Genomic DNA, 20,312 nt, shown 5'->3' on the forward strand with positions numbered 1-20,312 from the left:
TCTCTTTAAGTATGATTTATAGTTTGTAACTCACGAGCTCTTTCAAAAGCGGCATTCATGGCTGAAAGAACCAGTTTATCCAATCCTTGCTTGCTAAATACCTCAATCGCTGCAGCGGTTGTGCCTGCCGGAGAAGTAACCTGTTGTCTTAATGCAGCAAGATGCATTTGATTTTCAGATGCCAAGCTTAACGCACCTTCGAATGTTTGTAACGTAAAAATTTTTGCGATGTCTTCTTCGAGACCTAACGCTGTAGCTGCTTTAATCATGGCTTCCATGAACAAAAAAACATACGCTGGCCCACTGCCGGAAAGAGCGGTAAATGAATCGATTTGTTGTTCATTCAAAATCCATGTTGATAAGCCAATGCTGGAAAAAATAGTTTCTGTCCAGGCTGCTTGTTCGGCGCTAACAAATTCATTAGCAATCATGGGAGTGGCTGCTTTACCAACGGCAGCAGCCATATTGGGCATGGCTCGCACAATCGCAAGAGGTTTATTGATTTGTCTTGCAAACCAAGACAGACTGATGCCGGCAGCGACTGAAATAATTAAACAATGAGCTGGAATGGCGTGTTTGATTTGAGCAAATACAACAGGCATTTGTGCCGGTTTGACTGCCAATATAAGAATGTCGACTCTTGGAATAATCGCTGCATTATCATGATGCGTGTGGATACCATACTCATTGATTCCAATGGACAATGATGGAGCTGTAGCCCACAGTTGATGATGGTTGTTTTTAATAAACCCTGCGCAATGGCTTTTGCCATGTTTCCAAAACCAATAAATCCTATCTTCACCGACGTTCACCAAAAATAGTTTGCCCAATGCGTACCATGGTACTTCCGGCGCGTATGGCGACTTGAAAATCCCCACTCATACCCATGGATAAAGTATCCATATGGATATGCAGCTGCTTGTTTAACGAATGCAGCAAGGCAGTTAATTTCTGAAAAGATAAATACAACTGCAGTTCATCATGACCTTGTTTGGGGATTAACATCAGACCACGTAAATGCAAGCGAGGCAATAATAAAATAGCGGATGCCAATTCTGCTGCTTGTTCAGGATGAATGCCGGCTTTTTTTTCATCATCATCATTAATTTGAATGCAAACATTCAGTGCGGGCAAAGATTGCGGTCGAGCATCATTTAACCGTTGAGCAATGGATGCACGACAAACACTATGAACCCAGCTGAAATAGTGGGCAATAGGTCGGCACTTATTACTTTGGATTGGGCCAATGAAATGCCATGTTATTGGCAGTTTTGCAAGAATATTTATTTTAGGTTCTGCTTCTTGCAAATAATTTTCACCAAACTGGTGGACACCGGCTGCAAAGGCTTGTTCGATGGCTTCCTTGGATTGTCCTTTGCTCACTGCAATTAATGCTACCGTACCAGGCGGGCGGCCATATTCTGCCTCCGCCTGGTGGATTTGGTGAATCACATGAAGTATGCGTTCAGCAATCGTCATGTCGTTAACCTACCATCGTTTCCCACATACCAAAGAGGATGGCCGAGATAGCAATTACACCCAGCAAAATGACGAAACTATTGCGTATTGGATCACGATATTTTTTCATGGTTGGCACGGTTGCTATGGCATACATAGGCATCAAAAACAGGATAATAGCAATGATTGGCCCACCAAGGGTTTCAATCATGGTCAAAATATTTGGATTTACAGTTGCAATCACCCAGCAGCTTAGGATGATAAATAGTTCAATGAGATGTTTGATTTTTTTATGGTCAATGATTTTATTGCGGCGAGCTGCTCCTTTAACAATCAATCCTTGCAATCCTTCGCTTGCACCTAAATAGTGACCAAGAAAGGATTTGGCAATGGCAATAAAGGCAATGAATGGGGCTATATAAGCGATTAAAGGCGTTTGAAAATGATTTGCAAGATAAGACAAAATAGAGATATTTTGTTGTTTTGCCTGGGCCAAGTCTGCTGGAGACAGGCTGAGTACACAGCTGAATACAAAGAACATGACCGTACCTACCATCATGATATGGGTGTACTTTAAAATCCATGTACTTTTCTCATCGGCTTTTTCGCCAAACCGTTGCTTTTGACTGACTGCAAATGAGGAAATAATGGGAGAGTGATTAAATGAGAATACCATGACCGGTATAAGCAGCCAGAGAGTCATCAGCATGCTATGCGAACCAGTGGCGGGCAAGTTATTTGCATGTCTAAGAATGGCGTCATTCCAGTGAGGAATTAAATAAATGGAAAGCAGTATTAAGATGCTGATGAATGGATAAACCAAGACACTCATTGCTTTTATAATCATTTGTTGTCCAAAGCGAATGATAGCCATGAGGCTTATAATGAGAATAAAAGCAAGTAACGATCGAGGAGGAGCATTCATATGCATTTGATTGATAATAAAGCTTTGTGTGGTGTTAGTAATGGCCACGCTATACATCAGTAAAATAGGGTAAATTGAGAAAAAATAAAATAAAGTAATTAATCTACCGGCGCGGGTGCCAAAATGTTGGTCTACCACATCGGTGATGTCATTTTTTGCAGAAGAACCTGATAACACAAATCGGCATAAGGCTTGATGAGAGTAATAAGTCATTGGAAAAGCTAATACCGCCATGATGATTAGAGGTAAAAGACCACTCAACCCCGCATCGATGGGAAGAAAAAGTGTACCTGCACCGATTGCAGTCCCGTAAAGGCTTAGCATCCATACAATATTTTGCTTGCGTTCATCAGAAAGTTGGAGCTGGGGAGCAGTTTCTGTCATAACGGCATTGGGGAGCATTCTGGTTTCCTCAATAAATTGATATAAATGTTTTACGCTTCCCTTTAATCTTGCATGCTATCCCTATCTAAGCGCCAAATTAGAATAAAGCATATTTTTAACTTTATTGCGAGTAGTTTGAACTTAATTTTCGTTACAAATCGGTTAATAACCAGCATTGCTTGAATGCAATCCAACTTGGAGATTATGTAAAACGCCATATAAGTTTAAAATTGAATCATTAAGTATATATTTTTAACCGATTAAAGGCAATGCCTCCTAATCCGTTACAGTTGCCGATTGGTCTTTCCTGGGCTAATCTTCAGGAGAGATAAATCATTATGGTGAACAGGCATGGATATTACGGAATTATTAGGGTTTTCAGTCAAAAATAATTCTTCCGATTTGCACTTATCTGCTGGCATGCCTCCCATGATTCGGGTGGATGGTGATTTACGCAAAATCAATGTTCCAGCATTGCAGCATCAGGATGTCATTAAAATTATTTATGATATCATGAATGACAAGCAGCGTAAGGAGTATGAAGAGCATCTGGAGACGGACTTTTCCTTTGAAATTGCCAATCTTGCTCGCTTCAGGGTGAATGCATTTAATCAATCACGCGGTGCTGCTGCGGTGTTTCGAACGATTCCTTCTAAAATTCTTACCATGAATGATTTGAATTTGCCTTCCGTATTCACCGATATGGCTTCCTATCCCAAGGGATTGGTTTTGGTTACCGGCCCCACGGGTTCCGGAAAGAGCACGACGCTGGCAGCCATGATTGATTATATTAATAGAAACCGCTACGACCATATATTAACGGTAGAAGATCCCATAGAATTTATTCATCAAAGTAATAAATGTCTGGTAAACCAACGGGAAGTTCATCGTGATACTTACAGTTTCAATGCGGCTTTGCGTTCCGCATTACGTGAAGATCCTGATGTGATTCTTGTGGGGGAATTACGTGATTTGGAAACCATTCGTCTTGCAATGACGGCCGCTGAAACCGGGCATTTGGTGTTTGGCACGTTGCATACTAATTCGGCTACTAAAACAATAAACCGCATCATTGATGTATTTCCGGGTGATGAAAAAGCAATGATACGCTCCATGTTGTCCGAATCTTTACAAGCAGTGGTGGCGCAAACGTTATTAAAAAAATCAGGTGGGGGACGGGTAGCTGCGCTGGAAATTATGATTTGTAATGCAGCTATCCGTAATTTAATTCGTGAGGACAAAGTAGCCCAAATGTATTCTGCAATTCAAACTGGCCAAGCACAGGGTATGCTTACTCTTGATCAGCATTTAACAAAATTGGTAAGTGACAACATCATTAATCGCCATACGGCTCGTGAGGTGGCTCTTAATAAAACCCTATTTTAAAAGTTAAGGATGCGAAGATGTGTCATTGATTATTGGAAAGATAGTGGAGCGCTAAAGCTGTGATTAGTCCTTCACTGAAGCAAAGGACTATAAGTTTAGGAACACAACCTAGCGTTTTTAGTTTTCTTGGCTTTTGCAGCAATCCTGAATTTGAATTTAAGCGCTTTTTTGGATTTTAATCAGATCAATGATTCCGGTTTCGGCCAAGGCCAGCATGTCATTAAGTTGTGCGCGATTGAAGCTGCCATCTTCTGCTGTTCCCTGAACTTCAATAAAATGGCCATGTTCATTCATCACGACATTCATATCCGTTTCTGCCAAGACGTCTTCCGCATAATCCAGGTCAAGCACTGGTTGTCCACGGTAAATGCCAACAGAAACAGCAGCAACCTGCGTAAATACAGGAAGCTTGCGTAATTTTTCTCGAGTAACCATCCAGGCCAGGGCGTCCTTTAAGGCAACGCATGCACCAGTAATTGCTGCTGTGCGAGTGCCGCCATCGGCCTGGATAACATCGCAATCCAGGGTAATGGTGTTTTCACCCAATGTTTTTAAATCAAGGCAAGTACGTAAAGAACGGCCTATAAGACGTTGAATTTCCAACGTTCTGCCGCCTTGTTTTCCTTTGCTGGCTTCTCGTTCAGTGCGACTGTGAGTTGCACGCGGCAGCATGCCGTATTCGGCAGTAACCCATCCCTGATTTTTTCCTTTAAGGAATCTTGGTACGCCATCTATAACCGATGCGGTACACAACACACGGGTTTGCCCAAATTCGACAAGTACAGAACCTTCCGCGTGATTTGTGAAATTGCGGGTTATTTTTACCGTTCTTAATTGATTTGGTTCACGATGACTGGGACGCATGATGAAATCCTTGCAAAAATAGGCGAGTATATATCATTTTTACTGCTATTTTCGAGTTTTTGTGAAGCCAATTTTAGGATGTATGAGCGTTAATTGCTTGCAATTGGGTTTGCATTTGTACAAATTTCGGGTATAGTCGCGCAACATTTGTTGGGCCGGAATTCATATGACTCATAGTATGACTGCGTTTTCCAGAGCGCAAAATCAAGTTGGTTCTACGATGATTTGTTGGGAATTAAAATCTGTTAATCATCGTTACCTTGAAGCCTCTTTTCGCTTACCTGAATCATTTCGGTTTCTGGAAGCTGATTTAAGACAACAGTTACGAGGTCAGATAAGTCGTGGTAAATTGGAATGCCTGCTTAAATTAAGTGATGCAGCTACCGAACAACAAAATGTGGTGATTAACGAAGGCTTAATGAAGGCTTTATTGGGCGTTGGGGAGAAGCTGTCCATGGAGCAACAATTGGCAAATGATTTGACGGTGGGTTGGATTCTTTCCTGGCCAGGGGTAGTTCAATTAAGTCAGCCAGAGACAGAAACTTTGCATCAGCACATAGAATATTTATTCCAAGAGGCTTTACAACAATTTTTAGAAGCGCGAGCAACGGAAGGGGAAGGTTTACGGAATTTTATAAAAACACGATTAAGCATGCTTAATGACGAAATTAAACAAACACGTGAGTTGGTGGAATCTCTTCCTTCTCAAACACGGGAGAAATTGTTGAGTCGGCTGCAAGGATTACAACTGGATGTATCCGAATCGAGATTTGAGCAGGAGATTGCTTTGATGTTAACTCGCCTCGATGTTAGCGAGGAATTAGACAGGCTGCAAATTCATGTTGATGAAGTTGCACGGGTGTTGCAAAGTGGTGAAGCAGTAGGAAGACGGCTTGATTTTCTAATGCAGGAATTAAATCGAGAAGCAAATACACTTGGCTCTAAATCGGATTCTGCAGCTTTAACGCAGCACGCAGTGGAAATGAAAGTTTTAATAGAACAAATGCGAGAGCAAATTCAAAATATAGAGTAAAAAATAATGATCAAAGAATGCCCTGGAAGTCTGTTTATTGTAGCAGCTCCCTCTGGAGGAGGGAAAACCAGCTTGGTAAAAAAACTGATCAGCACTGTATCGGATATAGAAGTTTCTATCTCACATACAACACGAAAAAAGAGGCCTGGCGAAAAAGAGGGCGTTGATTATTATTTTGTTGAAGAGCAAGAATTTGAGGCGATGGTTGCAGAAGGCAATTTTATTGAACATGCCCAAGTGTTTAATCATCACTATGGGACATCTAAAGTGCAAATTTATAATCGGCTGCATGCCGGCCTAGATGTTGTCCTTGATATTGATTGGCAAGGCGCGCAACAAATCAAAAAATTATTTGTCGATGCAGTGAGTGTTTTTGTTGTCCCTCCCTCGTTAGCGATTTTAAAACAGCGTTTAATGGCAAGGCAGCAAGATGATGCACAAGTAATCAGAAACCGCATGCAGCGTGCGCAAGATGAGCTTAGTCATTATTCCGAATTTGATTATCTTATTGTGAATGATGATTTTAATAAAGCGGCTAACGAGTTGCAGGCGATTGTTATTGCGCATCGGTTGCGTATGGAGCGCCAGTTACGGCAAGAAAGAAAATTACTTTCTTTCTTGTTATCACCGCAGTAAAATATGCAGCCATTGCTAAATATCCATAGGTATGGGTATATACTTTATTTAGATAAGGGGATTCAATTATGGCACGGGTTACTGTTGAAGATTGTTTAGAGCATGTAAATAATCGATTTGAATTAGTGATGTTAGCTTCCAAACGAGCTCGTGAAATTGCTGTGCGTGGCGCACAACCAATGGTTGAATGGGAAAATGACAAGCCAACCGTTGTTGCATTGCGCGAGATTGCTGAAGGTTTAGTTACTCGAGAGATGTTGGACAAAGAATAGATTAAATGTGCATAAGATTTTGAATTAATCGTCCAATGCATGCTACATTGCTTGCGGGGCTTTTGATTCAAAGTAAAAACCCATTCATCACTTAAGTATCCATCATGGCCTGTTTTGCAGGGCATGCTCGCCTGCTGATTCTCCATATAATAAAATTCCATAATTTTTAAAGTTGATGAATGCCTGGCTGTCAGTTGCAGCAGGGTTTTTGCAAACTCTGGAGCAAGATAGGAATTGTTTTCAACGGAGAAATTTGGATACACTTGTTTGAATTGAACACAAATTTTACCTCAGAAATGGGGAGTTTTTGCATACATCCTAAGCATTTTAAAGCAAGGTATAATATATGGCGGAAACGCAGGAGTGTCGTGTGAATTATTTCAAGGATTTGCATGAAGAGCTGAAATGCTATCTTGAGCCAGAGCAGATAGAAAAATGCCGTCAAGCTTATCAAATTGCCAATAAAGCGCATCAAGGCCAAATGCGCCGTTCTGGTGAACCTTATATTACTCATCCTGTTGCTGCAGCCCTGATTCTTGCAAAAATGCGACTTGATTATCAGACGATTATGGCCACTTTATTACATGATGTGGTTGAAGATACTGCATTGAGTAAAACCGATTTAATCGAACAATTTGGGCAAGAGGTAACTGCCTTGGTCGATGGAGTAACCAAGTTAACCAAAATTAAATTTGAATCACGAGCTGAGGCACAAGCTGAGAACTTTCGCAAAATGGTATTGGCGATGGTTAAAGACATACGAGTGATTATCGTGAAGCTGGCTGATCGTCTTCACAATATGAGAACGTTGGGTGTTATGCCCAGACCAAAGAAAAAACGTATCGCAATTGAGACGCTGGAAATATATGCTCCGATTGCCAATCGTTTGGGGATGCATGCTATTTATACTGAATTGGAGGATCTTGGATTTAATGCCTTGTATCCTATGCGTTATCGCGCCATTAAATCGGCGGTGGAAAAAGCTCGCGGCAATCGGCGAGAATTGACGCAAAAAATTGAGCGTGATTTACAACAGGCGCTTGATAAGTTGAAGATTCCCTATGAACATGTGTTTGGTCGAGAGAAACATTTATATAGCATTTATCGCAAAATGCGCCTTAAAAAAGCTTCTTTTGCTGAAATTACTGATGTCTTTGCATTTCGTGTTATTACTGAAGATATTGATTCGTGTTACCGCGTGTTGGGTGCTTTGCATCAGACTTATAAACCGGTCCCTCAGCGATTTAAAGATTATATTGGTATTCCCAAGGTGAATGGTTATCAATCTTTACATACCACGCTTTTTGGTCCATACGGCATTCCACTTGAGGTTCAAATTCGTACGCAGGATATGAATAATGTTGCTGAAAACGGGGTGGCGGCGCACTGGATCTATAAATCGTCTGGTCTGGAAGTGAATGAAGCTCAATTGCGTGCCCGTGATTGGGTGCAGCGTTTGTTGGAAATGCAACGCAGTACGGGGAATTCGCTGGAATTTATTGAAAACGTCAAAATTGATTTGTTTCCGGACGAAGTGTATGTTTTTACGCCAAAAGGCGATATTATGGAACTTCCCAAGGGAGCAACACCTGTGGATTTTGCTTATACCGTTCATTCTGATGTGGGCAATAGTTGTGTGGCAGCCAAAGTCAATCGCCGTTTAGTACCGCTTAGTATTCCTTTAACGAATGGGCAAACCGTAGAAGTGATCACCGCACCAGGAGCTCGTCCTAATCCTTCTTGGTTGAATTTTGTCGTAACGGGTAAAGCTCGTAGTAATATCCGCAGTTTCTTAAAAAGTCAGCAGCATGTGGAATCGGTGGTATTGGGTCAAAGGCTTTTGGAACAATCATTTACTGAACTTGGTAGTGATTTTTTAAAAATTCCGCAAGAGTCCCTACAGGCGTTACTCAGTGATCTGAATTATAAAACATTGGATGATTTATTATATGCCATTGGGATTGGTAATCAGATGCCTACGGTAATTGCCAGACGTCTTGTGGTTGCCCAGGAAAATGGTGATTTGATAAAGTCCAGCAAAAGCCGGCCTTTGGCCATCAAAGGCACAGAAGGCATGGTGGTGCATTTTGCCGAATGTTGCCAACCAATTCCCGGTGACAATATCGTAGGACGTTTCCAACAAGGCCGAGGTATATTGGTGCATACTAGCGATTGTCCTACTATTAATCAAATAAGAACCAACCCTGAACAATTTATTTCATTACGTTGGGATGAAGAAGTCCAAGGTGAATTTTGGGTAGATATTACGGTTGAGGTGGAAAATCAGCGTGGGGTGCTTGCAGCGCTTGCTACAGCAATTTCTGAGGCAGAATCCAATATTGGTAATATTAACGTTGATCCTCGTGATGGTCGCCACAATGCGGTCACTTTTTCACTGAGCGTACAGAACAGGACTCATTTAGCCAGAGTTATGAGACGTTTACGAGCAAATAATGTGGTGATGCGACTCTATCGGAACAAACAAGGGGAATAAATCATGCAATCTATTCAAAGCGAACGAGCACCGGCGGCAATAGGCACATACAGTCAGGCAATCAAATGTGGAGATATGGTTTATCTTTCCGGACAAATTCCACTCGATCCCAACACCATGCAATTATGCAGCGAAGACGTACAATTGCAAATCGTGCAAGTATTTGACAATTTGTTGGCTGTCTGTGAAGCGGCAGGCGGCAGTCTTGCTGATGTCGTTAAATTAACGGTTTATCTTATTGATTTGAATCATTTTCCTTTGATTAATGAGACGATGACACGCTATTTTTCAGAACCATATCCGGCGAGAGCCGTCATTGGGGTGTCTGCTTTGCCGCGAGGCGCGAATGTTGAAGTAGATGCCATTATGAATTTATCCGGTCGTTAACCATCTTAAAGATGGTACGCTTCCTCGGCAATGAAAAATAACCACATGAAGTGACTTAAATCATCAGGAGGATTTGGCAGAGCAAGGGTTTTTATATGAGTATTTTCTCCTTTCATAATGTAAGTTTAAATGTTGCAGGAAAACAAATACTTGAACAGGTGAACTGGCAGATTCAACCGCAGGATCGTATTGCATTGGTAGGACGCAATGGTGCTGGAAAATCAACCTTATTGAAACTGCTGTTAGGAGAAATTATACAAGACAGCGGTCAAACTCAACAGCAGAAAGGATTGCGTATTGCAGGGCTAACTCAAGAAGTTCCCTTAAATCATGAACAGTCTGTGTATGAAGTTCTAGTGAAAGAACTTGGTGACACCGGGAAAGCATTAGCAAGATTTTACATCTCTTCGAAGGCAGGTAACACAGAAGAGCTTGCTGAATATCAGCATCAACTTGATCATTTACAGGCTTGGGATTTATTACCACAAGTGGAAGCAATGGCAAGCCGGTTAGGAATTGATAAAGACGCTCAGATGAGTGCTCTTTCCGGTGGAATGAAGCGCCGAGTACTATTAGCTGCCGCCTTAATTGCAGCCCCTGATCTGTTAATTCTTGATGAACCAACCAACCATTTGGATATTGGCGCGATTGAATGGTTGGAGTCTTTCCTAAAAACTTATTCAGGCACGTTACTTGTGGTTACTCATGATCGAACCTTCCTCAGCCAGGTAGCCAATTGCATTGTAGAAATTGATCGTGGCCAATTGCATTGTTTTAATTGCGGTTATGAAACTTACTTGGACCGTCGTGAAGCGATGCGTTTACATGAGCAAAGACAGCATGAATTGTTTGATAAACGTTTGGATGAAGAAGAAACATGGATAAGACAAGGCATAAAGGCTAGACGTACTCGTAATGAAGGGCGAGTGCGAGCCTTAAAAGCCATGCGGGAAGCACACCGCCAAAGACGCCTGGAAGTTGGTAAAATAAAGACATTGGACCTTGAAGTTTCTCGCTCAGGAAACTTGGTTATCGAAGCAAAAAATCTCCATTACACCATTGAAGATAAAACCATACTGCGAGATTTCTCCTTTTTATTAACTCGAGGAGATAAAGTTGGAATTATCGGTGCAAATGGGTGTGGTAAAACCACGTTGGTGCGACTATTGTTGAGCGAGTTGAGCCCGGATTCCGGATCAATACGTCATGGGACGTCGCTTGCAATTTCCTATTTTGATCAATTACGTCGTCATTTGGATGAGCAAAAAACCGTCATGGAAAATGTTGGTGATGGTGCGGATTATGTCACTATCCATGGTAAACAAAAACACGTTGCTTCTTATTTAAGCGAATTTTTATTCCCTTCTGAAAGTTTCCATCGGCCAGTGTCTTCTTTGTCGGGAGGAGAACGCAATCGTTTGTTATTGGCAAAATTATTTGCAAAGCCGACCAATCTTTTGGTTATGGATGAGCCTACGAATGATTTGGATATAGAAACTCTGGAATTATTGGAAGCTATGCTGGTTGATTATCCGGGAACTTTGTTATTAATTAGTCATGATCGAGCGTTTATTAATCAAGTGGTAACAAGTGTGCTTGTGCATGAAGGTGATGGATATTTTAGTGAAACTGTTGGTGGTTATGACGATTATACAAACACCAAAAGAACACAGGATATTTCCAAAAAGCCTCAGGCTATTCGAAAAAATAACGCGAATAAACTTGGTTTTAATGAGCAGCGGGAATTAACGCAATTGCCTGTACGTATTGAATCGTTGGAGCAAAGGATAGAAACATTGCAAAGCGAGATGGCCAAGCCTGAATTTTATCAGCAAGACAGTCAGCTTATTACTGATGTCCACAGGCAATTGGCCGACTGTGAAAAAGCACTGTCGGAATTGTATGAACGTTGGGAAGTATTGGAAAATAAAAGAGGTTGATCATGTTATTTACCCTGGCATTAATTATTCTAGGGGCAACGGTTGTGGTATTTTTTTCGCAAGAATTTGCCGGCGTATTTAAAAAAATTTTTGCTATTCCTGGCGTTAAACTATTTATGCCACTTGCGTTTGTCTCCTGGCTGATTGACTCATTTGAACCGTGGGTGTTCTGGTTGCTATTAAAGTGTAAAGAGGGACTACTCTATCTTATTTATCAATTTGCTGAATGGATGCCTTGGAAAAAAAATGCTGTTGCACTCGCGCAAATCTTGATTTTATTTCTATTACCTATGATTGCGATGGGAATCTTATTTCTATGGGCAAAATTTAAAAAAATGCACGAGCCTTGGCCTTATACCTATGATATAGGTGTGGTGCTTTGGATTATTAGTTTTATTTTATTAACGGTCTATCGACCTTAACGATTCTATTGAGTGGCTATTATTCCTTTTTAAATCCTCTCAAGAGTAGGATTTAAAATTTAGGGGTGATGGTTTTTTCTGGGCTGAACGGTAGCGTTCTTGCAGTTCAACGTCAATGTAGCGATCGGTTGTTGCACTAGAACTGTGTCCGGCATCGTCACGTACGTGTTCACGAGGCCGAATTTTAACATCCTCTGAAATGCCCGTATGCCTTAGCCAATGCACGGTAGCATCGGCGAGATTATCTGCTTCTTCCAGTTGATTCTTTAAACGTAACTGTTCGGCAGCCAAATCAAAACATTGCTGGACAAGTCGACGCAGAGGTGCGGTGTCACTCATAGGACCATGGCCACGCAATCGGGGAATTAATGGTGAATTGTCCGCTGGTGAAGGTAGTGGTGACAAACCTAAAAAGGTACGCCAGCGAATAAGGCTGTTCAGCATGGCTTCGCTGACAGCAATTTGTCGTTCTTTATTGCCTTTCCCGACGGTGGTGAACCACCAAAACCCATTGCTGTCCTTGGCAAAGTTATTCATGGTCGGAATCCAGCGATCGCTTGCGGCTAATTCTGAAATCCGCAAGTACATGCCATACAACATGCTAAGAATAAAACGAGTGCGCTCATGCTTTTCTGGGGTTTCTGTCGCTAGATTTTCCGCGGCTTGCAATACAGCTTCCCATTGCAACAAGCTTAATCGTCGTATGGGTGCGGTTTGTTGGTGTTTGCGGATGAATTTACTCTTTTGACGCATCAGGGCAACTGGATTAGAAACTAAATATTCTTCAGCAATTAAAAAATTAAACAGTGTGCTTAAAATGGCAAACATTTCCTGGATGGCGCCTTGAGATAATTTAAAGCGTGATTCGGCAGGGGAATCCCCTCGTTTTCTTGCTGACTTAGTGACGGTGACGACAAACGGTTTCCACTGAAGATTAGGTATTCGCTTGCCGTTCTGGTTTGTAAATCGAGGCACTTTTTTCAAGCCAATCCAGTGTGGTGGTGGATTTTGGCAAAAGCGTATAAATTGTTCAATGTCATCACGTTTTAATTCTGGCAAGGTTGCACCTTTCACATGCCAGCACCATTGCAATAGTCGCTCTGTTTCGCGTCGATAACTGTTAAATGTACCCAAACTGCCATTATAACTTTTAAGAAAATTAAGCGCATGATTAAAGTCTTGTTGGAATCGTGGATGAGGAAGAATGGTGGATTCGGGATTTTTATGCAGATGTTCAAGTGTATCGAATAACGGCAGAAGTTGTATTTTCATGACTAAATCATTGGAAAACCAGAGCATTATCCTAACGTAAATTTTAATTTATTCACAAGCCGGCTGGAATGGTTTTGGTGTAACGAGCAGATATTTTTTTGAAACTGCATTTTTATGTCATTCACTTATTGACCTCTAAAGCGGCTGAGAGTATCATTTGCGCTCTGTCCTTAGGATGGGTTCACGGGGTGTAGCGCAGTCTGGTAGCGCGCCTGCTTTGGGAGCAGGATGTCGGGAGTTCGAATCTCTCCACCCCGACCAAGATGCCCTTCTTACGGAGGCGATGGGTTTGACCATTATATTTGCGCCCGTAGCTCATCTGGATAGAGCATCGGCCTTCTAAGCCGAGGGTAGCAGGTTCGAATCCTGCCGGGCGTGCCATACGTCAAACAGTATTTTTAAATTTATGGTGGGCGTAGCTCAGTTGGTAGAGCCCCGGGTTGTGATCCCGGTTGTCGTGGGTTCGAGTCCCATCGCTCACCCCAGAACTTCGAAATTAAATTGTCTTTTTCTCATTTTATCTTGAGTCTTTACAAGATAGTGCTACTGTTTAATAATTCCACCCTGTTTGCGAAAGTGGCGGAACTGGTAGACGCGCTGGATTTAGGTTCCAGTGGGGTAACCCGTGAGAGTTCGAGTCTCTCCTTTCGTACCATATTGTATAAAATAATTTCCAAGAGGTGATTACATGCAAGTTTCTGTTGAAACCCTAAAAGGTTTGGAACGTAAAGTAACTGTTTCGGTGCCCACTGAAAAAGTAGAGGAAGAAGTGAGCTTGCGTCTCAGAAATCTTGCTCGTAAAGTGAAGATGGATGGTTTTCGTCCAGGGAAAGTACCCATGCATGTTGTTAATAAACGATATGCTGAATCAGTACGTCAGGAAGTGGCAAGAGATATGGTGCAATCAACATTATATGAAGCACTTAAGCAGAATGATTTGACTCCTGCCGGTTATCCATCGGTGGAGCCTGAGCAATTGGAATCAGGTAAGGATTTTCGTTATACCGCAGTATTTGAAGTATATCCTGAAATTAATATCCAAGAATTGAATCAAGCGGAAGTGGAAGTCGTTCGTTGCACGGTAAAAGACAGTGATGTTGATCATATGTTGGAAAAACTACGCGAACAAAATAAAGAATGGCATTCAGCATCTCGAGCCCTTGCAAAGGGAGACAAGGCAATCATTGATTTCGAAGGATTTCTTGATGAGAAACCATTTGAGGGTGGCCGTGCAAATGATTATGAAGTTGTTCTTGGCTCAGGCGCTATGATCCCTGGCTTTGAAGACCAACTGATTGGTGCAGAAGAAGGGAAAGAATTTGATATTAATGTAACTTTTCCTGAAGATTATGGTCATAAAGATTTAGCCGGGAAGGAAGCAAGGTTCAAAATTAAGATTAAAAAGGTCATGGAAGGAAAACTACCTGAATTGAATGCGGAATTTGCTGAAAAATTCAACATCAAAGACGGGGGGATTGACGCTTTGAAGAAGGATATTAAAGAAAACATGGAGCGTGAATTGGAGCGTCGTCTGAGCGCCATGAACAGAGAAAAGATTTTTGATAAGCTTTTGGAAAAAAATTCAATTGAATTACCCATGGCATTGATTAATCAGGAAATTGAACATTTAAAACATGAAATGTTTCATCGGATTTTTGGACCAGAACATAAAGAAAATGAAAGAATTCCGGATTTCCCAAGATCTATGTTTGAAGCACAAGCCAAGCGGCGAGTGCATTTAGGACTATTGTTTTCCGAATACGTGAAAAAGCATGAAATGATGGTAAACAAAGAGCGAGTTGATGCCATGATCGATAAGTTTGCCGGTGCTTATGATAATCCTGATGAGTTGCGTCAGTGGTATCAAGGTAATAAGGAGCGACTTGCTGAGGTTGAAGCATTGGTTATGGAGGAGATGGTTTCTGAAAAAATTGCTGAAGATGCAAAAGTAATTGAAAAAGAAATGGAATATGATGAAGTGATGAATCCTAAAAAGGATACTGAAGCGAAAGGAGCATAAGCATGTGGGAAGATGCGAAAAATAGAATAAAAAACGCCAGCGGTCTTGTTCCTATGGTTATCGAACAGACCTCCAGAGGTGAACGTTCGTATGATATTTATTCCAGACTCTTAAAAGAACGCATCATTTTTCTTCTGGGGGAAGTAGAAGATCATATGGCGAATCTGGTGGTGGCGCAGCTGTTATTCCTGGAATCTGAAAATCCAGATAAAGACATTTCGCTTTATATTAATTCACCAGGCGGTGTGGTAACAGCAGGCCTTGCCATTTATGACACCATGCAATTTATCAAGCCGGATGTGAGTACATTGTGTATTGGCCAGGCAGCAAGTGCTGCTGCCTTGCTTTTGTGTGCTGGCGCAGAAAATAAGCGTTATTGTTTACCCAATGCCCGAGTGATGATTCACCAACCATTAGGAGGATACCGCGGCCAGGCTACGGATATTGAAATTCATGCCCGTGAAACACTGGCTGTACGAGAGCGCTTAAACAGCATCATGGCAAAGCATACTAAAAAACACCTGATCAGATCATGCGTGATACGGAACGTGATAATTTCATGAATGCACAGCAGGCTGCAGAATACGGCTTAATCGATAGCGTGCTTTATGAACGCGATTCTGTACGTACAACCGATGGTCATGTGGGTAAATAATTTCATTAAACGTCTGTTTCCTGACTGGCGATATGGTTCAAATTGACTAAAATTTTACTAGAGAATAAAGAGTTCATTAGTAAAAAGGGGTTTTGTAGATGAGTAAAAGCAGCACTGGAGATAAGATTCTATACTGTTCTTTTTGTGGTAAAAGCCAGCATGAAGTAAAAAAACTGATCGCTGGGCCGTCCGTTTTTGTGTGTGATGAATGCGTTGAATTATGCAATGACATTATTCGCGAGGAAACTCAAGAGGCTCATGAAGAATCTGCAACCCATTTGCCTACTCCCAAAGAAATCTCAGCGTTTCTTGATGAGTATGTGATTGGGCAATCTCATGCTAAAAAAGTGTTGTCTGTGGCTGTGTATAATCATTACAAACGCATGCAGCATAAGGCTGAAGATGGTGTTGAGCTTGGTAAGAGTAATATTTTGCTTATTGGCCCGACAGGAAGCGGCAAGACTTTATTGGCACAGACTTTGGCACGGTTATTAAATGTGCCATTTACCTTGGCCGATGCAACCACATTAACAGAAGCAGGTTACGTGGGAGAAGATGTAGAAAATATCATTCAAAAATTATTACAGAAATGTGATTATGATATTGAAAAGGCTCAAAAAGGAATTGTATACATTGATGAAATAGATAAAATTTCACGTAAATCTGATAATCCCTCTATCACTCGTGATGTGTCAGGAGAAGGGGTACAGCAGGCATTATTAAAATTAATTGAAGGAACCATTGCTTCCGTTCCCCCACAAGGCGGTCGTAAGCATCCACAGCAGGAATTTTTGCAAGTGGATACTTCAAATATTTTGTTTATCTGTGGCGGTGCATTTGCTGGATTGGACAAGATAATACAAGAACGCAGTGATAAATCGAGCATTGGTTTTTCTGCGCAATTAAAAAGAAAAGGATGGGGGAAACCTCAAGGCAGTGCTTGATACGTTAGAATCGGAAGATTTGGTTAAGTACGGATTAATCCCTGAGTTTGTGGGGCGTTTACCTGTGGTGGCCACGTTGCATGAACTTGATGAAGAGGCATTAATTGATATTCTCAATCGTCCTAAGAATGCCTTAACCAAGCAGTTTCATGCCTTATTTAAAATGGAGAACGTGGAGTTGGAGTTCCGTGAAGACGCACTGCGATTGATTGCTAAAAAAGCATTGGAAAGAAAAATTGGTGCGCGTGGATTAAGATCAATACTTGAAAATATTCTTTTAGACACCATGTATGATTTACCCTCGCTTGAAGGAGTAACGAAAGTGGTTGTTGATGAAGCCGTAGTAAATAATACTGGTAAGCCTATCCTGATTTATGAAGGCGAGGATGCCAAACAATCTGCGGTTGGAGGTACGGAATAAGAAATTTAATCCAGCGTCTTACAATGGGTGTTGTTTCCATCGTTTGGCGATGATAACAATACTACGCTTCATTCCTCTTTAACATGCCCCTGAACAAGGGGACAGCGAGTTTTGACGAGACTGAGGGGAGATTTAAAAAGACTTGATTAATAAGAGTTTGCAAAATCTCTCTTCCCTTTCTTTGTAAAAGGAGAGTGACAGAATAATCATGGAAACAGAGTGTCAATAAGTTGTGTGGTTTTCATAATTTTCAGAACTTTTAGATTAGGCCTATGCTATTCAGGCAAGGTAAGTCTCATGTATAACAGTCATGTATGTAAGGGAACATAATGTCGAATGAAAAAGAATTGGTACCTGCTGACAGTGAAAACAATGACGCAATATTAAATTTACCGGTGTTGCCACTTCGAGATGTCGTAGTTTATCCACACATGGTTATTCCTCTGTTCGTAGGAAGAGAGAAATCTATTAAAGCACTTGAAGCAGCCATGTTGAATAATAAGCAGATTTTTCTGGTTGCTCAGCGGAAATCGGCTAATGATGATCCGCATCCTAAGGATTTGTTTGAGGTAGGTACTGTTTCCAGCGTATTGCAATTGCTGAAACTTCCAGATGGTACGGTAAAAGTTTTAGTGGAAGGGGAGCAACGCGCAAAGGTCAACGCTTATTCATTGGATGAAGGTCATATGACCGCCTCCCTTGACATTGTTGAAGAAATTAGCGAGTCACTTAAGTCGCAGGAAATTGAAATTTTGATGCGCTCGCTCATGTCTCAATTTGAGCAATATATAAAGCTGAATAAAAAATTCCTCCCGAAGTACTGGGTTCAATTTCAGGCATTGAAGAGCCAGGCCGTCTTGCCGATACTATTGCTGCTCATTTAACGCTTAAGGTAGAAGACAAACAGGATTTACTGGAAACTGTAGACGTTGGCACTCGCCTTGAGCGATTGATGGCAGCGATTGAAACAGAAATTGATTTACTGCACGTGGAAAAACGTATTCGCGGCCGCGTCAAACGGCAAATGGAAAAAAGTCAGCGTGAATATTATCTAAATGAACAAATCAAGGCCATTCAAAAAGAACTTGGAGAAATTGGCGAAGAAGGCAGTGAGATTGAACAGCTTGAAAAATCCATCAATAAGGCTGGCATGCCCAAGGAAGCAAAGGAAAAAGCGTTGTCTGAACTGCAAAAATTAAAATTAATGTCCCCTATGTCTGCCGAAGCAACCGTGATTCGCAATTACTTGGATTGGATGCTGTCTGTTCCCTGGAAGAAAAAAATAAAATACAGTACGATTTGAAAAAAGCCGAGCAATTATTGGATAAAGATCATTATGGCTTGGAAAAAGTAAAAGAGCGCATCATTGAATATCTGGCTGTGCAACAGCGAGTCAAACGTCTTAAGGGTCCCATTCTTTGTTTGGTTGGCCCGCCCGGGGTTGGAAAGACGTCGCTTGGGCAGTCTATTGCTAATGCAACGGGTCGGACGTTTATCCGCATCGCGTTGGGTGGTGTGCGTGACGAAGCAGAAATTCGTGGGCACCGTAGAACTTACATAGGTTCTATGCCGGGTAAAATTATTCAAAAATTATGCAAAGCGGGTGTAAAAAACCCCCTCATCATGCTGGATGAAGTAGATAAGATGGCAATGGATTTTAGAGGTGATCCGGCTTCAGCATTACTTGAAGTGCTTGATCCAGAACAAAATCATACGTTCAACGATCATTATTTGGAAGTGAATTATGATTTAAGTGACGTTATGTTTATTGCCACAGCAAATTCGTTGGAAATTCCAGCCCCTTTGCTTGACCGCATGGAGGTTATTCGGTTGGCTGGTTATACCGAAGACGAAAAAGTGAATATCGCACACAATTATCTGGTGCCAAAACAAATGAAACTTAATGGTTTGGGTAAAGATGAAATTGTGATTAGTGAGAGCGCAATCCACGAGATTATACGTCATTATACGCGTGAGGCAGGGGTTCGTAATCTTGAACGAGATATTGCTACCATCTGTCGTAAGGTCGTTAAAGACATTTTAACGCAGAAGCGGGTGAAAAAAATCAATGTTGGCCGTAATAACGTTGAAAAATTTCTCGGCGTGAAGAAATTTCGATATGGTTTGGCAGAAGAGTATGATCAGGTTGGACAAGTCACGGGACTTGCTTGGACAAGTGTGGGTGGAGAATTATTAACCATTGAAGCTTCCATGATGCCAGGAAAAGGCAAGACCATCCACACAGGGCAGTTGGGTGAAGTGATGCAGGAATCCATCCATGCTGCAATGACCGTGGTAAGAAGTCGTGCCTCGCTCTTTGGGTTGCCAGATGATTTTTATGAGAAACATGATTTTCATATTCATGTTCCGGAAGGAGCAACGCCCAAGGACGGTCCTAGTGCGGGGATTGGTATGTGTACGGCTTTGGTGTCCATTATCACGCAAATTCCGGTGCGCGCCAATGTGGCAATGACCGGCGAAATTACTTTGCGAGGGCAAGTTTTGCCAATTGGCGGATTAAAGGAAAAATTGTTGGCTGCCCATCGTGGTGGAATAAAGCACGTTATCATTCCGGAAGAAAATAAAAAAGATTTGTCGGAAATCCCTGATAATGTATTGAAAAAATTAGAGATTCATCCTGTAAAAACCGTTGAGCAAGTGTTGCAAATTGCTTTGCAACGCAGCCCTTTGATCAGTACGTTTTCTTCCGTTTTAGTTCCGGCTGAACAAAGTGTTAAAAAAATTGAAAATAAGGATTTACACGCTTGAGAATAACGGGTATATTTCACCCGATGCCCG

Annotated in this window: 15 protein-coding genes, 4 tRNA genes and 3 pseudogenes; 16 read left to right on the forward strand and 6 right to left on the reverse strand. The window is 41.6% G+C overall.

The window, feature by feature from the left end; genetic code table 11:
• Nucleotides 1-5: 5 nt before the first annotated feature.
• Genes proC through LOA_RS03860 form a run of 4 tightly spaced genes read right to left on the reverse strand, consistent with a single transcriptional unit; the run spans nucleotide 6 to nucleotide 2,785 of the window.
• Nucleotides 6-650, reverse strand: a complete 645-nt coding sequence (gene proC / locus LOA_RS03850; RefSeq protein WP_420795673.1) for a pyrroline-5-carboxylate reductase — start codon at nucleotides 648-650, stop codon at nucleotides 6-8.
• A complete protein-coding gene (locus tag LOA_RS16160) occupies nucleotides 551-772 on the reverse strand; it encodes a hypothetical protein (RefSeq protein ID WP_420795674.1) in 222 nt (73 codons plus the stop codon). The genes proC and LOA_RS16160 overlap by 100 nt, the downstream gene beginning before the upstream one ends.
• Nucleotides 773-798: 26 nt before the next feature.
• Nucleotides 799-1,479: a YggS family pyridoxal phosphate-dependent enzyme gene (locus LOA_RS03855; RefSeq protein ID WP_025385218.1), complete on the reverse strand. Its 681-nt coding sequence runs from the start codon at nucleotides 1,477-1,479 to the stop codon at nucleotides 799-801.
• 4 nt (nucleotides 1,480-1,483) lie between these two features.
• A complete protein-coding gene (locus tag LOA_RS03860) occupies nucleotides 1,484-2,785 on the reverse strand; it encodes an SLC5/6 family protein (protein WP_025385219.1) in 1,302 nt (433 codons plus the stop codon).
• Between the two features lie 333 nt (nucleotides 2,786-3,118).
• Between LOA_RS03860 and LOA_RS03865 the strand changes: the two genes are divergently transcribed.
• Nucleotides 3,119-4,153 carry a type IV pilus twitching motility protein PilT gene (locus LOA_RS03865; protein ID WP_025385220.1) on the forward strand — a complete coding sequence of 345 codons (1,035 nt, stop codon included), beginning with the start codon at nucleotides 3,119-3,121 and terminating at the stop codon, nucleotides 4,151-4,153.
• 156 nt (nucleotides 4,154-4,309) lie between these two features.
• Here LOA_RS03865 and rph read toward each other — a convergent pair whose 3' ends face one another.
• Nucleotides 4,310-5,017 (reverse strand): ribonuclease PH, encoded by a 708-nt coding sequence (rph, locus tag LOA_RS03870; protein ID WP_025385221.1) that lies wholly within the window; start codon nucleotides 5,015-5,017, stop codon nucleotides 4,310-4,312.
• 166 nt (nucleotides 5,018-5,183) lie between these two features.
• Here rph and LOA_RS03875 point away from each other — a divergent pair, with 166 nt between their 5' ends.
• The 7 genes from LOA_RS03875 (at nucleotide 5,184) to LOA_RS03905 (ending at nucleotide 12,201) form a co-directional block, all read left to right on the forward strand.
• On the forward strand, nucleotides 5,184-6,050 hold the full coding sequence (locus tag LOA_RS03875; protein ID WP_025385222.1) for a YicC/YloC family endoribonuclease: 867 nt from the start codon (nucleotides 5,184-5,186) through the stop codon (nucleotides 6,048-6,050).
• Between the two features lie 6 nt (nucleotides 6,051-6,056).
• Nucleotides 6,057-6,686, forward strand: coding sequence for a guanylate kinase (gene gmk, locus LOA_RS03880; protein WP_025385223.1), 630 nt, complete (start codon nucleotides 6,057-6,059; stop codon nucleotides 6,684-6,686).
• A gap of 68 nt (nucleotides 6,687-6,754) precedes the next feature.
• Nucleotides 6,755-6,958, forward strand: coding sequence for a DNA-directed RNA polymerase subunit omega (gene rpoZ, locus LOA_RS03885; protein WP_025385224.1), 204 nt, complete (start codon nucleotides 6,755-6,757; stop codon nucleotides 6,956-6,958).
• Nucleotides 6,959-7,328: 370 nt separating this feature from the next.
• The gene (spoT, locus tag LOA_RS03890; RefSeq protein WP_025385225.1) at nucleotides 7,329-9,452 is read left to right on the forward strand and encodes a bifunctional GTP diphosphokinase/guanosine-3',5'-bis pyrophosphate 3'-pyrophosphohydrolase; all 2,124 of its coding nucleotides are present in this window, start codon (nucleotides 7,329-7,331) and stop codon (nucleotides 9,450-9,452) included.
• Nucleotides 9,453-9,455: 3 nt separating this feature from the next.
• Nucleotides 9,456-9,839, forward strand: coding sequence for a RidA family protein (locus LOA_RS03895; protein ID WP_025385226.1), 384 nt, complete (start codon nucleotides 9,456-9,458; stop codon nucleotides 9,837-9,839).
• Nucleotides 9,840-9,934: 95 nt separating this feature from the next.
• Nucleotides 9,935-11,779 carry an ATP-binding cassette domain-containing protein gene (locus tag LOA_RS03900; protein WP_025385227.1) on the forward strand — a complete coding sequence of 615 codons (1,845 nt, stop codon included), beginning with the start codon at nucleotides 9,935-9,937 and terminating at the stop codon, nucleotides 11,777-11,779.
• A 2-nt stretch (nucleotides 11,780-11,781) separates the two neighbouring features.
• The gene (locus LOA_RS03905) at nucleotides 11,782-12,201 is read left to right on the forward strand and encodes a hypothetical protein (protein ID WP_035893375.1); all 420 of its coding nucleotides are present in this window, start codon (nucleotides 11,782-11,784) and stop codon (nucleotides 12,199-12,201) included.
• A 39-nt stretch (nucleotides 12,202-12,240) separates the two neighbouring features.
• Here LOA_RS03905 and LOA_RS03910 read toward each other — a convergent pair whose 3' ends face one another.
• Nucleotides 12,241-13,473, reverse strand: a complete 1,233-nt coding sequence (locus tag LOA_RS03910; protein WP_025385229.1) for a tyrosine-type recombinase/integrase — start codon at nucleotides 13,471-13,473, stop codon at nucleotides 12,241-12,243.
• A 184-nt stretch (nucleotides 13,474-13,657) separates the two neighbouring features.
• Between LOA_RS03910 and LOA_RS03915 the strand changes: the two genes are divergently transcribed.
• The 8 genes and pseudogenes from LOA_RS03915 to lon all read left to right on the forward strand — a co-directional run bounded on the left by LOA_RS03915 (nucleotide 13,658) and on the right by lon (nucleotide 20,282).
• Nucleotides 13,658-13,734, forward strand: a tRNA-Pro gene (locus LOA_RS03915).
• A gap of 43 nt (nucleotides 13,735-13,777) precedes the next feature.
• Nucleotides 13,778-13,854: transfer RNA gene (locus tag LOA_RS03920), tRNA-Arg, on the forward strand.
• 28 nt (nucleotides 13,855-13,882) lie between these two features.
• Nucleotides 13,883-13,958 (forward strand) — tRNA-His (locus LOA_RS03925).
• A gap of 85 nt (nucleotides 13,959-14,043) precedes the next feature.
• Nucleotides 14,044-14,128: transfer RNA gene (locus LOA_RS03930), tRNA-Leu, on the forward strand.
• Nucleotides 14,129-14,161: 33 nt separating this feature from the next.
• A complete protein-coding gene (gene tig / locus LOA_RS03935; protein ID WP_025385230.1) occupies nucleotides 14,162-15,493 on the forward strand; it encodes a trigger factor in 1,332 nt (443 codons plus the stop codon).
• Between the two features lie 2 nt (nucleotides 15,494-15,495).
• Nucleotides 15,496-16,148 (forward strand): annotated as a pseudogene (gene clpP, locus LOA_RS03940) (ATP-dependent Clp endopeptidase proteolytic subunit ClpP).
• A gap of 98 nt (nucleotides 16,149-16,246) precedes the next feature.
• Nucleotides 16,247-17,513 (forward strand): annotated as a pseudogene (gene clpX / locus LOA_RS03945) (ATP-dependent Clp protease ATP-binding subunit ClpX).
• 329 nt (nucleotides 17,514-17,842) lie between these two features.
• Nucleotides 17,843-20,282 (forward strand): annotated as a pseudogene (gene lon, locus LOA_RS03950) (endopeptidase La).
• Nucleotides 20,283-20,312 lie beyond the last annotated feature (30 nt).

This window comes from Legionella oakridgensis ATCC 33761 = DSM 21215, from assembly GCF_000512355.1.
Taxonomy (GTDB): domain Bacteria; phylum Pseudomonadota; class Gammaproteobacteria; order Legionellales; family Legionellaceae; genus Legionella_A; species Legionella_A oakridgensis.